14 protein-coding genes are annotated in these 14,193 nt (G+C 72.2%); 4 read left to right on the forward strand and 10 right to left on the reverse strand.

The features are described 5' to 3' along the window. Nucleotides 1–90: 90 nt before the first annotated feature. From mshC to ACFWVP_RS10205, 4 genes are all read right to left on the reverse strand, one after another. On the reverse strand, nt 91–1,320 hold the full coding sequence (gene mshC, locus ACFWVP_RS10190; protein ID WP_384495262.1) for a cysteine--1-D-myo-inosityl 2-amino-2-deoxy-alpha-D-glucopyranoside ligase: 1,230 nt from the start codon (nt 1,318–1,320) through the stop codon (nt 91–93). Nucleotides 1,321–1,493: 173 nt separating this feature from the next. Beyond that, complete coding sequence (locus ACFWVP_RS10195) at nt 1,494–2,345, reverse strand: SCO1664 family protein (RefSeq protein WP_384495263.1); 852 nt, start codon at nt 2,343–2,345, stop codon at nt 1,494–1,496. Continuing rightward, a complete protein-coding gene (locus ACFWVP_RS10200) occupies nt 2,309–2,899 on the reverse strand; it encodes a DUF3090 domain-containing protein (RefSeq protein WP_384495265.1) in 591 nt (196 codons plus the stop codon). Before ACFWVP_RS10200 ends, ACFWVP_RS10195 begins: the two co-directional genes overlap by 37 nt. A gap of 105 nt (nt 2,900–3,004) precedes the next feature. Then, nucleotides 3,005–3,715: a histidine phosphatase family protein gene (locus ACFWVP_RS10205; RefSeq protein WP_384495267.1), complete on the reverse strand. Its 711-nt coding sequence runs from the start codon at nt 3,713–3,715 to the stop codon at nt 3,005–3,007. Between the two features lie 63 nt (nt 3,716–3,778). On the opposite strand from ACFWVP_RS10205, the gene corA reads away from it, so the two are divergent. Then, nucleotides 3,779–4,765 (forward strand): magnesium/cobalt transporter CorA, encoded by a 987-nt coding sequence (gene corA, locus ACFWVP_RS10210; protein ID WP_384495268.1) that lies wholly within the window; start codon nt 3,779–3,781, stop codon nt 4,763–4,765. A 73-nt stretch (nt 4,766–4,838) separates the two neighbouring features. On the opposite strand, the gene ACFWVP_RS10215 is transcribed toward corA, so the two are convergent. Both ACFWVP_RS10215 and ACFWVP_RS10220 read right to left on the reverse strand, forming a co-directional pair. Next, nucleotides 4,839–5,633, reverse strand: a complete 795-nt coding sequence (locus ACFWVP_RS10215) for a ferritin-like domain-containing protein (RefSeq protein ID WP_384495270.1) — start codon at nt 5,631–5,633, stop codon at nt 4,839–4,841. Nucleotides 5,634–5,835: 202 nt separating this feature from the next. After that, nucleotides 5,836–6,888: an LLM class F420-dependent oxidoreductase gene (locus ACFWVP_RS10220; protein ID WP_384495271.1), complete on the reverse strand. Its 1,053-nt coding sequence runs from the start codon at nt 6,886–6,888 to the stop codon at nt 5,836–5,838. Nucleotides 6,889–7,033: 145 nt separating this feature from the next. Between ACFWVP_RS10220 and ACFWVP_RS10225 the strand changes: the two genes are divergently transcribed. Together ACFWVP_RS10225 and ACFWVP_RS10230 are read left to right on the forward strand one after the other, a co-directional pair. Further along, entirely contained in the window at nt 7,034–8,017 is a 984-nt protein-coding gene (locus ACFWVP_RS10225; RefSeq protein ID WP_384495273.1) for an aldo/keto reductase, read from the forward strand. Next, entirely contained in the window at nt 8,014–10,338 is a 2,325-nt protein-coding gene (locus tag ACFWVP_RS10230; protein WP_384495275.1) for a helix-hairpin-helix domain-containing protein, read from the forward strand. The genes ACFWVP_RS10225 and ACFWVP_RS10230 overlap by 4 nt, the downstream gene beginning before the upstream one ends. 87 nt (nt 10,339–10,425) lie before the next feature. On the opposite strand, the gene ACFWVP_RS10235 is transcribed toward ACFWVP_RS10230, so the two are convergent. After that, the gene (locus ACFWVP_RS10235) at nt 10,426–11,091 is read right to left on the reverse strand and encodes a hypothetical protein (RefSeq protein WP_384495276.1); all 666 of its coding nucleotides are present in this window, start codon (nt 11,089–11,091) and stop codon (nt 10,426–10,428) included. Nucleotides 11,092–11,138: 47 nt separating this feature from the next. On the opposite strand from ACFWVP_RS10235, the gene ACFWVP_RS10240 reads away from it, so the two are divergent. Continuing rightward, nucleotides 11,139–11,327 (forward strand): DUF5703 family protein, encoded by a 189-nt coding sequence (locus ACFWVP_RS10240; protein WP_384495278.1) that lies wholly within the window; start codon nt 11,139–11,141, stop codon nt 11,325–11,327. A 68-nt stretch (nt 11,328–11,395) separates the two neighbouring features. On the opposite strand, the gene ACFWVP_RS10245 is transcribed toward ACFWVP_RS10240, so the two are convergent. From ACFWVP_RS10245 to ACFWVP_RS10255, 3 genes are all read right to left on the reverse strand, one after another. Further along, nucleotides 11,396–12,196, reverse strand: a complete 801-nt coding sequence (locus ACFWVP_RS10245; RefSeq protein ID WP_384495280.1) for a chaplin — start codon at nt 12,194–12,196, stop codon at nt 11,396–11,398. Between the two features lie 137 nt (nt 12,197–12,333). Then, nucleotides 12,334–12,567 carry a chaplin ChpH gene (chpH, locus tag ACFWVP_RS10250; RefSeq protein WP_104790232.1) on the reverse strand — a complete coding sequence of 78 codons (234 nt, stop codon included), beginning with the start codon at nt 12,565–12,567 and terminating at the stop codon, nt 12,334–12,336. Nucleotides 12,568–12,711: 144 nt separating this feature from the next. Beyond that, a complete protein-coding gene (locus ACFWVP_RS10255) occupies nt 12,712–14,046 on the reverse strand; it encodes a M20/M25/M40 family metallo-hydrolase (protein WP_384495282.1) in 1,335 nt (444 codons plus the stop codon). Nucleotides 14,047–14,193 lie beyond the last annotated feature (147 nt).

Consider the following 14,193-nt stretch of genomic DNA (forward strand, 5'->3'; position numbering starts at 1 on the left):
GCCCGCGTCCGTCGGCCCCGGACACACGGACCGGCCCCGGACTTCGCCGTGAAGTCAGGGGCCGGTTCGCGCGTACGGGGTGGATACGGGCTAGAGGGCGACACCGAGCAGGGCGTCGACGGTGCGTGAGACGAGGCCGGGCGCGCTCTCGTCCGTACCGCCCTCGGCGGTCTGCGCCGCGGCCCAGCGGTCCACGGCGGCGAGGGCGGCCGGGGCGTCCAGATCGTCGGCCAGGGCCTCCCGCACCTCCTCGACCAGGGCGTCCGCGGGGAGTCCGTCCGGCCGGGAGACGGCGGCGCGCCACCGTGCGAGGCGCTCGACCGCGTCGGCGAGCACCTGGTCGGTCCACTCCCAGTCGGACCGGTAGTGGTGCGAGAGCAGCGCGAGCCTGATCGCCGCGGGGTCCACGTCGTCCCGGCGCAGTGCCGAGACGAAGACGAGGTTGCCCTTCGACTTGGACATCTTCTCGCCGTTGAGGCCGACCATGCCGGCGTGCACGTAGGCGCGGGCGAACGGGTGCTCACCGGTCAGCGCGTGGGCGTGCGAGGCGCCCATCTCGTGGTGCGGGAAGGCGAGGTCGGAGCCGCCTCCCTGGACGTCGAAGCCCATGCCGAGGTGGTCGAGCGCGATGGCCACGCACTCGATGTGCCAGCCGGGGCGGCCGGGGCCGAGGGTGGCTCCGTCCCAGCTCGGCTCGCCCTCACGGGCGGCCATCCAGAGCATCGGGTCGAGCGGGTTCTTCTTGCCGGGGCGCTCCGGGTCGCCGCCGCGTTCGGCGGAGAGCAGTCGCATGGCCTCGGCGTCGAGGCCGGAGACCTCGCCGAAGTGCGGGTCGGACTCGACGGAGAAGTACACGTCCCCGTCGAGCTCGTAGGCCGCGCCCGCGTCCCGGAGCCGTTCGACGAGCGGGACGATGCCGGGTATCGCCTCCACCGCCCCGATGTAGTGCCGGGGCGGAAGCATGCGCAGGGCGGTCATGTCCTCCCGGAAGAGCGCCGTCTCGCGTTCCGCGAGCTCGGTCCAGTCCTCGCCGTCGCGCACGGCCCGCTCCAGCAGCGGATCATCCACGTCGGTCACGTTCTGGACGTAGTGAACCTGCCGCTTGGTGTCGAGCCACACGCGCTGAACGAGGTCGAACGCGTTGTAGGTCGCCGCATGACCCATATGGGTCGCGTCGTACGGCGTGATGCCGCAGACGTAGATGCGGGCGACGGGACCGGGGTCAAGGGTGATCCGTCCGCCGGTCGCGGTGTCGTGGATCCGAAGGTCGCGGCCCTTGCCAGGCAGGGCGGGGACCTCAGAAGCGGGCCAGGCATGCATGTCATGAGCGTAACCGGATGATGCTTCCGGATACGAACCGGACCGGAGATCACGGCCGAAGAGGCGGTCTTGCGCGGTCGCCGCCCGTCCCCTAAGGCCCACCCGTTTCCCCGGTCCCCCCGTCCCCCGCCCCTCGGTCCCGCCGCCCCGTCCCCGGGGTCAAGAGGCGTGATTCACACCGGGGGCCACGGAATGGCCGGCCACTCCCCGCTCGGCTGCGGATGGCGCCCGGCCTCCCGCAGTCCGGCGACCCGTCCCCGCAGCGCGTCGAGCTCCGCCGTCGTGATCAGGTCCGCCAGCCGGGTGGCGAGCGCCGTACCCGGCTCCAGACCGGCGGACAGCAGGGCCAGGACCTCCACGGCCTCCGGGGTCAGCGGTTCGCCGGCCCAGCCCCACAGCAGGGTCCGCAGCTTGTCGTCCGCGTTGAAGGTCACCCCGTGGTCGATGCCGTACAGCCGGCCGCCCGGCGCGGGCAGCAGGTGCCCGCCCTTGCGGTCGCCGTTGTTGATCACCGCGTCCAGGACCGCGAGCCTGCGCAGACGCGAGTCGTCGGCGTGCACCAGCAGGGCGGTCTTCCCCTCCCCCACCTCGGCGAACCCGACGGCCTTCCAACCGTCCCCGGGCTCCTCGTCCTCGACCAGCGCGAGCAGCGGCGGCAGCCCGTGCGCGGGCGCCTCGGCATCGGGCTCGGCCTCGATCCACAGCTGGCACATCCCCCGGCCGTAGGGCCCCTCCCGCAGCACCGTGGGCGGCACGAGCCCCCACCCGGTGGCCTCGGAGATCTCGTACGCCGCCACCTCGCGCTGGGCGAGCGTGCCGTCCGGGAAGTCCCAGAGCGGCTGCTCCCCGGCGACCGGCTTGTAGACGCAGCGGCGTTCCTCGCCCTCGTACGCGACCGTGCAGTAGAGCACCGCGTTCGACGCGCCCCGAACCTGTCCGAGGACCGTGAGCTCCCCCTCCGCGAGCAGGGTGCGCAGTCCGGCCTCCGTCAGGCCCCGCGACGGTATCCGTTCTGGCGCGGGCATACGTGTCCTTCCGGGTCGAGGGGCAGGCTGCACAGCGGGCACGGGGGCCGGCCGGCGTTCACGACGTCCAGGGCGCGCTTGGCGAACGCCCTGGCCTGGGCGCCGCTCAGCCGGACGCGCAGCATCGGCGGGCCGTTCTCCTCGTCCTGCAGGAGTCGCTCCTCGGCCTCCGCGAGATCGTCGTCGGACTCGGCGTCCAGCTCGACGAGGGCCTGCGCCTCGACGATCATGCGCTGCTCCTCGCCGTCCCAGGCGAGAGCCATCGTGCCGACCCTGAACTCCTCCTCCACGGGGGCGTCGAGCGGGGCGGAGTCGGTGACGTCCATGGGTGCCACGGCGGGCACCGGTGAGTTGCCGCCGGTCCGCCGGACGACCTCGTCGAGGAGTTCGTCGATCCGTTCGGCCAGCGCGGCCACCTGGGTCTTCTCCAGGGCCACGCTCGTGACCCGTCCCCGCGAGGACGCCTGCAGGAAAAACGTACGGCGGCCAGGCAGCCCGACCGTACCGGCCACGAAACGGTCCGGGGGGTCGTAGAGGAACACCTGACGGGACACGTCCTGTCTCCCTTGAGAATGTGGGGGCGGATGGAGGGCTGCCGGGGCCCGGGAGGATTTCCCCACAAGGCCTCTACGGCGCGTCCACCCTACTGCGCGGAGCGATCACGGTGCCCCAGCGCCGCCCCCTACGGCCGCATCCGTTGCGGTGTCCCCCGTCGCGTCGGCCCCGATGGCCTGTTCACGCGGGGCCAGCGACGCGAAGTCGCCGGTGTCGCCGAGGCGGAGGAGGAACGGGCGCAGGCGCGTGTAACGGATCGCGGTGACCGAGCAGGGGTCCACGTGGACGCGCTGGAAGAGGTCGAGGTGCATGCCGAGGGCGTCGGCGACGAGCGCCTTGATGATGTCGCCGTGCGAGCACATCAGATAGGTGGCGTCGTCCCCGTGCTCCGCCTCGATCCGGGCGTTCCAGTCCCGTACGGCGTCGACGGCCCGGGCCTGCATGGCCCGCATGGACTCACCGCCGGGGAAGGCGGCGGCGGAGGGGTGCTGCTGCACGACGGACATCAGCGGTTCGTCGGAGAGTTCCGCGAGCTTGCGCCCCGACCAGTCCCCGTAGTCGCATTCGCTGATCCGTTCCTCGGTGTGCAGCGGGAGGCCGGGCCGGGCGTCGAGCAGCGGCCGGAGCGTCTCGCGGCAGCGTTGCAGGGGACTGCTGACGGCCGCGACGAGGGTGAGGGCGGACAGCCGTCCGGGCAGCGCGGCGGCCTGTCCGGCGCCGCGTTCGTCGAGGGCGACCCCGGGGGTCCGCCCCGCGAGCACTCCGGAGGTGTTGGCGGTCGAGCGTCCGTGGCGTACGAGGATGAGCGTGGGCATACCCGCCAGCGTAGAGGGCACGGCGCAGGTGCACGCAGGCCCGGGGCAGGGAAGAATGCGCGCGTGATCGTGGACTGTGGCATTTACCGGGACGGGCGCCGTACGGACGGCCCCGCCGACTTCTCCGACGCCCTCGACGAGGCGCGAGCCGCCGGGGACGGGTTCGTCTGGATCGGGCTGCACGAGCCCACGGAGAAGGAATTCGACCTGGTCAGCAGTGAGTTCGGGCTCCACCCGCTGGCGGTGGAGGACGCGCTGCGGGCGCACCAGCGGCCCAAGCTGGAGATTTACGACGACTCGCTGTTCGTCGTCATCAAGCCGGTGATCTACGAGCAGGAGAGCGACAGGGTCAGCACCGACGAGTTGATGATCTTCATAGGTGACTCCTTCGTGGTGACGGTCCGGCACGGCGAGGGCGCGCCACTCGCGGCGGTACGCCGCCGTCTGGAGGCCGAGCCCGAGGTGCTCAGGCACGGCCCCACGTCGGTGCTGTACGCGGTCAGCGACGCGGCGGTGGACCATTACATCGAGGTCGCGGCCGAGCTCCAGGTCGACCTTGAGGAGCTGGAGGCCGAGGTGTTCGCGCCCAGCGGATCCGGCGACTCCAAGAACACCGCCGCGCGCATCTACACGTTCAAGCGGCAGGTGCTGGAGTTCCGCCGGGCGACGGGTCCGCTGAGCGCGCCGATGGCCCGGCTCGCGAGCGCGGGCGTCCCGTTCGTCGAAAGGCAGTCGCAGCCGTTCTTCCGGGACGTGAACGACCACCTGATCCGCGCCAACGAGCATGTGGAGGGCCTGGACCGGCTCCTGTCGGACATCCTGGCGGCGCATCTGGCGCAGATGGGGGTGCGGCAGAACGACGACATGCGGAAGATCTCGGCGTGGGCCGCGATGGCCGCCGTGCCGACCATGGTGGCCGGTGTCTACGGCATGAACTTCGACCACATGCCCGAGCTGCACTGGGCGTGGACGTATCCGGTGGTGGTCGCGCTGATGGGCTGCGCGGTCTTCGGCCTGTACCGCCTGTTCAAGCGCCGCGGCTGGATGTGACCGGACCCGGCAGCGCCCGGGGCCTGAGCTCCGGGCTCCCGGATCTGGAACCTGGAACCTGGCTCCAGGAGCGTCAGGCGAACTCCCCCTCCGCCTCGACCACCGCCGGGGTGCCCAGGGCATTGCGCCGCGCCGGCGGTGCGAGGCTCACCATGCGCCGCCATCCGGTCAGCCGCTCGTAGGCGTACATCGCGTGGATGCCCGCCGCCAGCACGGCCGCCTTGGGGCGGGGCCAGCCCAGCACCCGGCCCATGTGCGTCATCACGGCGAGGCTGACGTCGCGGTAGACCCGGATCTCGGCGCGGGCGCACTCGCGCAGGACGGACCGGATCGTCCTGCCGTGCCCGGCCCGGGCGAAGCGGAGCAGTTCCTCGTGGCAGTACGCGAGGTGGTTGTCCTCGTCGCGCGAGATCATCTTCACCGCGCGGCCGAGGACGGCGTCGTCGGCGAAGTACCTGAGCAGAAGCCGCATCTGCTCGGAGGCCCGTTGTTCGGTGACGCGGCTGTGGGCCAGGTACACGATGATCTCCCGCTCGGTGAGCGGTTCCTCGCGGTTGAGGCGGTCGTGGGCGAGGCCGATGCCCTGGCGCTCCAGGAGCAGCGTGTAGTCCGTCTCGTAGGGCACCGCGACCGGCCGCAGCCCACGCTGCTTCAGCAGGGCGTTGAAGATGCGGCCGTGCTTGTCCTCGTCGGCTCCGTGGCGGGCGACCTTGGGAGCGAGTTCGCGCAGACCGGCGGGGACGAGGGCGGCGATGCGGCCGTTCTCCCAGCCGCCCTGGGACTCCCCGCCCGCGGCGATGGAGCAGAACAGCCGGAAGGACTCGTCGTTGTCGAGGATCTCCTGGAACAGACTCTTTGCCGACAGCATCACTGCCACCTTTCGCACCGGTGTCCGCAGAGGCACAGTCAAATTCGGTACGAGGTGGTAGGCAACACGAACGGGGCCGGGCGGGGTACCGGGCGTAACCGGTGGGCGCGCGTCGCGTTGTTCCCTGTGACGGCCGTGGCGGGGAGGACCCCCGAGCCCCCACCACGGCCGTAGTGCTGTTCCGGGACGGCCCGGCGGGCTGTTACGCGGCCAGGCCGGAGCGCTCCAGGGCGTCCGTGCCGGCGCGCAGGGCGGCGAGCCGCTCGTCGAGCGTGAAGCCCGCCGGGGCGAGGGTCAGGGTGGTGACACCGGCGGCCGCGTACGCCTGCATCCGCTCGGCGATCCGCTCCACCGAACCGAGCAGCGTGGTCTGGTCGATGAGCCGGTGCGGCACGGCGGCGGCGGCGCCGCTCTTGTCGCCCGACAGGTACTTGTCCTGGATCTCGGCCGCTTCCTTCTCGTAGCCCATGCGCTGGGCGAGCTGGTTGTAGAAGTTCTGCTTGCGGCTGCCCATACCGCCGACGTACAGCGCGGTGTAGGGGCGGAACATGTCGGCGAGGCCGTTGACGTCGTCGCCGATCGCGAGCGGCAGGGTCGGGCAGACGTCGAAGCCCTCCATCGTCTTCCCGGCCTTCTCGCGCCCGGCCCGCAGGTGCTTCACCGCGGTGTCCTCCAGGTGCTCGGCGGACGGGAAGATCAGCAGGGCCCCGTCGGCGATCTCGCCGGTCTGTTCCAGGTTCTTCGGGCCGATCGCGGCGATGTAGAGCGGGATGTGCTCGCGCTGCGGGTGGACGGTCAGCTTGATGGGCTTGCCGGGGCCGTCCGGGAGCGGCAGCGTCCAGTGCTCGCCGTCGTAGGACAGGCGCTCCCGGGACATCGCCTTGCGCACGATCTCGACGTACTCCCGGGTGCGGGCCAGCGGCTTGTCGAACTTGACGCCGTACCAGCCTTCGGAGACCTGGGGTCCGGACACGCCGAGGCCGAGGCGGAAGCGGCCGCCGGAGAGCGAGTCGAGGGTGGCGGCGGTCATCGCCGTCATCGCGGGCTGGCGGGCCGGGATCTGCATGATGGCGGAGCCGACGTCGATGGACTCGGTCTGCGCCGCCACCCAGGCGAGCACCGTCGGCACGTCGGATCCGTAGGCCTCGGCGGCCCAGCAGACGTCGTAGCCGAGCCGGTCGGCCTCCTGGGCGACGGCGAGGTTGTCGCCGTCCATACCCGCTCCCCAGTAACCGAGATTGATGCCGAGCCGCATGGCCACGCTCCCTCTACCGATCAGTAACGTCCCTGTGTCCCGGACTCTAGCGCGGGCCCCCGCGATCCGGCAGGCCCGGCAGCCGACTGTCAGGTTGTCCACAGGCCTCCACCGCCCCGTGTCGTGGCCAGTAATCTCAGCGCCCATGGAGCAGAGGCATCTCGGCCGTACCGGCCTTCGCGTGTCACGGATCGGACTCGGCACGCTCACCTGGGGCCGGGACACCGACGATCACGACGCCGCGGATCAGCTGAAGGCCTTCTGGGACGTGGGCGGCACCCTCGTCGACACGGCCGATGTGTACGGCGGCGGCGAGGCCGAGTACCTGCTCGGGCGGCTGATCGACACGCTGGTGCCGCGTCGGGATCTGGTCATCGCGACGAAGGCGGGCAGTGTCCCCGACCCGTACCGCCGCTTCGACGGCTCGCGCGGGCATCTGCTGGCCGCGCTCGACGCGTCCCTGGAACGGCTCGGTACGGACTACGTCGACCTGTGGCAGATCCACGCCTTCGACCCCGTGACACCGCTGGACGAGACCCTGCAGGCACTGGATCTGGCCGTGTCGTCGGGGCGCGTGCGGTACGCGGGCGTGTCGAACTTCAGCGGGTGGCAGCTGGCCAAGGCGGCCACCTGGCAGCTCGCCTCGCCCGGGCTGCGCACCCGGCTGGCCAGTACGCAGATGGAGTACTCGCTGCTGCAGCGGGGCGTCGAGCGCGAGGTGCTGCCGGCGGCGCTGGACCTCGGGGTGGGGTTGCTGCCCTCGTCCCCGCTCGGCCGCGGGGTGCTCACCGGCAAGTACCGCACGGGTACGCCGTCCGATTCCCGGGGTGCGTCGGAGGTGCTGGCACCGTTCGTCGAGCCGTATCTGGACGACCCCGCGCGCCGGATCGTGGACGCGGTGGCCACGGCCGCGGACGGCCTGGCGACGACGGCCCTCCACGTGGCGCTCGCCTGGGTGCGGGACCGCCCGGGCGTGGTGGCCCCGGTCGTCGGCGCGCGCAACGCGCGGCAGCTGACCGAGGCGTTGTCGGTGGAGGCGCTTAGTCTTCCTGACGAGATCTGCCAGGCGCTCGACGACGTGTCGGCGCCCGTGCACCGATATCCGGATCAGGACTGGAGCACGCTGTGACTGCGCTTCCCCGTGGGGAAACCCCGGACCCCGCGGCCGAGAACGACGAGGACCGCGGCACCGAAGCCGTTGCCGCCGGCACGCCCGGCGAGGACCGGGCGCCCGGCCAGGACGGTGCGGAAGGGCCGGACGGTGCGGAAGAGGCTCCGGGGAGCTCGGAAGGCCCTGCCGAGGAGACTCCCTCGACCGACGCGACGGATACGACGGATGCGACGGATGGTGCCGACGGGGCTGACGGAGCCGATGCCGCCGCCGCGACCGACGGGCCCGCCGCGCTCTCCGAGGCCGAGGCGGAGCTGGCCGCCCAGCGCGAGCTGCGCGAGCGGATCGAGAAGCGCAAGGCCGAGAAGGAAGGACCCATCCCGGCCGGCACGAAGCTGAGCGGCCCGGCCGCCGACCTGCTCGCGGCCGTACGCGCCGTGGAGAGCGGCGAGAAGCCGGGCACGGCCTTCTTCGACGCCCCCGCGACGGCGCCCGCACCCCGCCGGTCCGCCCCTGAGGGCCCGGCGCCCGTCCGGCCGTCCCCGGCCCCCTCACGGACCGCCGTACGCGGGGCGTCACCGGAGGCCGTGGCCTCGGTCGCGGCCGTACTCGCCGAGGGCGGAGCGCCCGAGGCCCTGGCCCGCCCGACGGCGACGACGCTCGGCGAGCAGGCGGCCGACCTCCTGCGCGAGGATCCGTGGCAGCTGCTGTCCGTGCCCGGGGTACGGCCGGAACAGGCCGACGGCTTCGCCCGCGCCCTGCTGGGCGCGGAGTGCGGACCGGACGACGAGCGGCGCACGGCGGCGCTCGTGGGCCGGCAGCTGGAGCAGGCCGCGCTGCGGGGTCACACCGCACTGGACGCGTCCGAGGTGCGCGCGGCGCTCGCGGGGCACTCGGTGACCGACCCCGAGGCGGCCGTGCTGCACGCGATCGCCGAGGGAGTCGTGCTCGTCTTCCAGGACGGCGCCGACCCGTCACAGGTGCCGGACGGCGCCGAGCCGGAGGACACGGACGGCGAGGAGGCCGGGGACGGGGCGGGCGACGCCCAGGAACCGGCGCCGGTCCTGCTGGGCCTCGACCGGTACGCCCTGGCCGAGGAGAGCCTCGCCGACGGTCTGGGGCGCCTCGTCAACTCCTGCGAGAAGGGCACCGACTGGGCGGACGCCGCCGCTGCCGCCCCGTCCCCCTCGGCGGGCGAGCTGATCCGGACCGTCGCGACCGCCGGCCTGGTCGCCCACAGCGGCGGCGAGAGCGCCAGGGCCGAGCCTGCAGCCCTGATCGCCGCCGCGCGCGGCCTGGGGCTGCGGGCCCTCGCGACCACCCACAGCGTGGACGGCGTGCGCAGGCTGGCCGCCTCGGTGGGCGACCCGCAGGCCGTCGTGACGCTGTCCGGCCTGCTGTCCGGCACCGCCGGTCCCGGCCGGGACGCGGACGGTGCGTTCGCCCTCGATCTGCTGGTGGTGCTGGATGCCCCGCAGCTCGACGTGGAGACGGCCGCGATGCTGGTGGAGTGCCTGGCCGACGGTACGCGGCTGGTCCTGAGCGGCGATCCGGGTGTGCTCGGATCCGCCGGCGCGGGCCGGGTGTTCGCGGACGTGCTCGCGGCGCGTGCCTGCCCCCAGGTGGTGTCCCGCACCCCGGACCCCGGGCCGATCGGCGAGCTGGTCTCGGGCATCGGCATCGGTGAGATCGGCCCGGTCGACGCCCCCGGCAAGGAGGTCGTGATCGTCCCTGTCCGGGACGCCGGTGAGGCCGTCCACCGCACGGTGCAGCTGGTCGCCGACTCGGTGCCGCGCGCCATCGGCGTACCGTCCGCCGACACCCAGGTGATCACGGTCGGGCACGGCGGTTCGGCGGGCACCTCGGCGCTGAACGCGGCGCTCAAGCAGCGGCTCAACCCGGGACCCGGCCGGTTCGGCGGGTTCGATCCCGGCGACCGCGTCGTCCATGTCCCCGCACCCGGCAGGGCCGTCCCCGGGGCGGTCGTCTCGGCCGACGCCGACGGACTGCACCTGGACTGCGCGGGCACGCTCCTCGTCGTACCCCAGGACGCGGTGGAGTCATCCGTGCGGCACGGCTGGGCGCTCAGTGCCCATCAGGCGGCCGGGATGCGCTGGCCCGCCGTGGTGGTCGTCCTGCCGGGCGACGCGGCCCAGGGCCTGAGCCGGCCGTGGGTGTACACCGCGTTCAGCCGCGGCGAGCGGCACCTGTCCGTGGTGCACGGCGTGGACCAGGCCTTGCCTCGCGCGGTGGCCGAGATCCCCGCGCAGGAGCGGACCACCCGGCTGCGCACCCTCCTGGAGGCGCTGCCGACCCCGGACGCCGCCCAGGCCACGTAGGAGGCGGGAAGGACCGGACACGTGCGACGGCCCCGGTGCGCGGCGCACCGGGGCCGTCGTGTGGTCGTGCCGTCGTGGCGTCCTGGATCAGGCGCGTTCCGCCACGGAGGCCTCGGGATCCCTGTCCGCGTCGTCCTCGTCCTCGTCGAACACCGCGCTGACGTCGAATCGGCACACCACCAGGGACGGATCCGCTTCGTCGAACGGCGCCCCGAGCCACTCCCCCGGTTCGGGAAGCTCCTCCACCGCGGAGACCCAGAGGGTGGAGTCCCCCTCCTCCAGGCCGAACTCCTTGTGCCGGGAGGCGATCTCGTCCGCCTCGTACTCGCCGAACAGCACCCCCAGCGCGGCGTGCACGCTGGCACCGACGACGGCCACGGCGGCGCTGTCGTGCCCCTCCGGGTCCAGGTCGGCGAGCCGCTGCGCCTGGGCGAGCAGCCGCGGGGGTTCGACCACCGCGTAGTCGCGCCTGATCAGCACGCTGACGGCGTGCGGCTCCTCCGGTCCGGCGTACGGCGGCATGGAGTCGTCCGCGCCCGGGATCTCGAAGGGGGTGACCTCGTCGTAGCGGTCGTAGAGCAGTTCGTCGTAGACCTCGGCCGCAGCGGCCAGTGCGTTGAACGCGTCGTAGACAGCGGGGTCGTCGTCCCCGGTACGGCGTTCGACGGCCTCGAGGTGGCGGTCGAGCGCGGTTTTGACTGCATCGGCGGCGGCGCGTACCTCGGCAGCGGTGGGCTGCGCAGCATCAGACATAGTGCAGACGCTATCCGTACCGGGGCTCTGCCCGCACAATAGATGCGATGCCGGAATACGAATTTGTCGACGTGTACGTGCCGCGCGGGGTGTCCCGCACGGAGGCGGCCCGCTTGCTGACCGACCGTGCCGAGTACGGGCACTGGGAGTTGGACCGACTGACGCTGCGCCGGGACGGCAGCCGCCGCGTGCGGTTGCGCCGCCGGATCATCCGCCAGCTCCGCGCCACCTGGTAGCACGGAGCGGGTCCCGCACACGCGGAACCCGCTCCTCTGATCGTGCTGTACGCGCTGTCGCGGTGCTGTTACGCGCCGCTGCGGGAACGCCGGTAGAGGACCGTGCCCGCACCCGCGAGCAGCAGACCCGCGCTCGCCGGAATCAGCAGGTCGAGGCCACCCGCACCCGTGTGGGCGAGCTGCTCGGTCACGAGCTGGGTCTCGGGAGCCGGCGGCACGGAGACGTGCTCGGGAGGCTGGACCGGCTTCCCCGGGGTGTGCGGCGTCGGCGGGACGACGGGCGGGGTGACCTCCGCGTCGTTCTCGCAGCTGTTGCCGAAGACCGGGTTGAGCAGTCCGCCGATGGTGATGCTGTTGCCGCAGAGGTTCACCGGGATCGCGACCGGCACCTGCACCTGGTTGCCGGAGCCGATGCCGGGCGACCCCTTGGCCTCGCCCTGTGCCGTGGCGCCGGGAGCGCGATGCCTGCCGGTCCCCGCCCCGCCGTCCTGGGCCTCGTGCCCGGACGCGTGGCTGCCTGGGCCCGGTCCGTCGGACCCGGAGGTGCCCGAGCTCGCCCCGGAAGTGCCGGAGCCGTGCCCGGACGGGGCGTTGTGGTCCGACGCGCGGCCGTTCCCGGCACCCGCCGATCCGTTTCCGCAGTCGTTGCCGCTCGTGGGATTGAGCAGACCGCCGACGTTCACGGAGTTTCCGCACGCGTTGACGGGGATGTCGATCGGGACCTGGATCGAATTCCCCGACAGCACTCCCGGTGAGTTCGACGCGCCGCCGGACGCTCCCGCGTCGGCATGTGCGTAACCGCCACCGAGCGCGAGCACTCCGCCCGCCGCTGCCATGGTGATCAGGCCTTTACGTGTGACCTGTCGCATAGGTTGCTTTCCTGCCTTCTGCCTTCCGAAACGCCCCTGGACACAGCTTGTCCGGGGCCCGATGCCCGGCGGCCCCGGAGTGCATGGCGCGCACTCCGGGGCCGCCGGACCACACCCTTACGGGTTGGTGTTCAACGTCAGGCGTTGACGCAGGTGTTGCCGAAGGCGGGGTTCAGCAGCCCGATCACGGAGATCGTGTTGCCGCACACGTTCACCGGGACGTGGACCGGCACCTGGACGACGTTGCCCGAGAGCACGCCGGGGCTGCCGATGGCGGCAGCCTGGGCACCGGCGTCGGCGGAAGCCATACCCGCACCCGCGAGCACGAGCCCACCGGTAGCAGCCGCGATTGCGACGACCTTCTTGATCATTATTCCTCCTGATTGACAAGTGCGGTCCCAGCCGCGGACCGCATCACCTGTAACGAGGAGGGAATGAGGGGGCTACGAGTGCACGGCCCCTTTCACTCTTTCTGGTTATGTACGCACACGCTGGCGAATTCGGCTGCGAGGCGTTCACGCATGGTCGATGAACCGGTCGAGCACCCGGACGCCGAACTTGAGGCCGTCCACCGGAACCCGCTCGTCCACACCGTGGAACATGCCGGCGAAGTCCAGCTCCGGCGGCAGCTTCAGCGGGGCGAAGCCGAAGCAGCGGATGCCGAGGTCGTCGAAGGACTTCGCGTCGGTGCCGCCGGACAGCATGTAGGGCACCGCGCGGGCGATCGGGTCCTCGGCCTTGAGCGCGAGCTGGATCGCGTCCACCAGGGAACCGTCGAAGCTGGTCTCCAGCGCCTTGTCGCCGTGCACGTCCTCGCGCTTCACCCGCGGGCCGAGGATCCGGTCGAGGTCGGCGAGGAACTCCTCCTCGTATCCGGGCAGGAAGCGCCCGTCCACGTGCGCGGTGGCCTGTCCGGGAATCACGTTCACCTTGTAGCCGGCGCCGAGCATGGTGGGTGCGGCGGAGTTCCGCAGGGTGGCGCCGACCATCTTGGCGATCCCGCCGAGCTTGGCGAGCGTCGCCTCCATGTCCTCCGGGTCGAGCGGGGTGCCCAGCGCGTCGGACAGCTCGTCGAGGAAGGACCGTACGGTCTTGGTCACCCTGACCGGCCACTTGTGCCGACCGAGCCGGCCTACGGCCTCGCAGAGCTCGGTGATGGCGTTGTCGTTGTTGGTCATCGAGCCGTGGCCGGCGGTGCCGTCCACGGTGAGGCGCATCCAGTGCATGCCCTTCTGCGCGGTCTCCACCAGGTACAGCCTCAGGTTCTCGTTCACGGTGAACGAGAAACCGCCGACCTCACCGATCGCCTCGGTGACGCCGTCGAAGAGGTCGCGGTGGTTGTCGACGAGGTGGCGGGCCCCGTAGGTGCCGCCCGCCTCCTCGTCGGCGAGGAAGGCGAGCACGATGTCGCGCGGGGGCTTGCGGCCGCTGCGCATGCGGTCGCGGACGACCGCGAGGGTCATCGCGTCCATGTCCTTCATGTCGACCGCGCCCCGGCCCCAGACGCACCCGTCCGCGATCTCACCGGAGAACGGGTCGTGCGTCCAGTCCGCCGCGTTGGCCGGCACCACGTCGGTGTGCCCGTGGATCAGCAGTGCGGGCCGGGACGGGTCCTCGCCCTCGATCCGCGCCACGGTGGAGGCGCGGCCCTTGTGGGACTCGATGATCTGCGGTTCCAGCCCGACCTCGGCGAGCTTCTCGGCGACGTACTCGGCGGCGAGCCGCTCCCCGGGGCCGGAGTGGTCGCCGTAGTTGCTGGTGTCGATCCGGATCAGGTCACGACAGAGGTCCACGACCTCATTCTCGGCGGACTCACCGATGCCGGTCCGGGCCGTGTTGGTCTCGCTCACGCTGCTTCCTTCCACTGTCGCGGTGCTGCTCCCCCTCATCCTCGCGCGCCTGCCCCGCTCACCCAAGACCGCCCACTCCGCGTCACGTGCCTTTCACATGCCGGGGGCGTGATCGAGCACCCCCGAATGTTTGCTATGGTTTTCCAC

Origin of the sequence: Streptomyces sp. NPDC058637 (assembly GCF_042717325.1) — a bacterium.
Lineage (GTDB): Bacteria > Actinomycetota > Actinomycetes > Streptomycetales > Streptomycetaceae > Streptomyces.